Below are 324 nucleotides of genomic sequence, written 5' to 3'. Positions count from 1 at the left end.
GTAAGCGCCACGGCGCTCTCCTCCTGCCGCTGCTGATCTGATCGGTCCATTCTCCGCGGGTGGGCATGGCGCGAAGGAGTTGGTTTTGGAGATAGACGGCAAAATGGGCGTCCATTTGGACGGCTCGATCAGTGGTGGGGTTTCGCGGCTTGAGGTGATTGAGGGACCAAGCGGTCGGCGCCGACGCACGAAGGGCGAGCGGGCGCGGATCGCGGTGGAAAGCCTGATTCCCGGGGTGACGGTGGCCGATGTCGCGCGCCGGCATGGCGCGACCCGCTGGCAGATCTATGACTGGCGCAAGAAACTGCGGGCGGGGGAGTTGCT

General features: G+C 65.4%; 1 protein-coding gene. It reads left to right on the top strand.

Annotation, left to right across the window (positions count from 1 at the left end; translation table 11 throughout):
• Positions 1–85: 85 nt before the first annotated feature.
• Positions 86–324: transposase (locus KTN05_RS17970; protein WP_254368356.1), on the top strand; the 239-nt coding region annotated here is incomplete at its 3' end.

This window comes from Paracoccus sp. Z118 (assembly GCF_019061185.1).
Taxonomy (GTDB): domain Bacteria; phylum Pseudomonadota; class Alphaproteobacteria; order Rhodobacterales; family Rhodobacteraceae; genus Paracoccus.
Note: the sequence above shows the minus strand (reverse complement) of the source record. Positions and strands in the feature narration are given on the sequence as shown.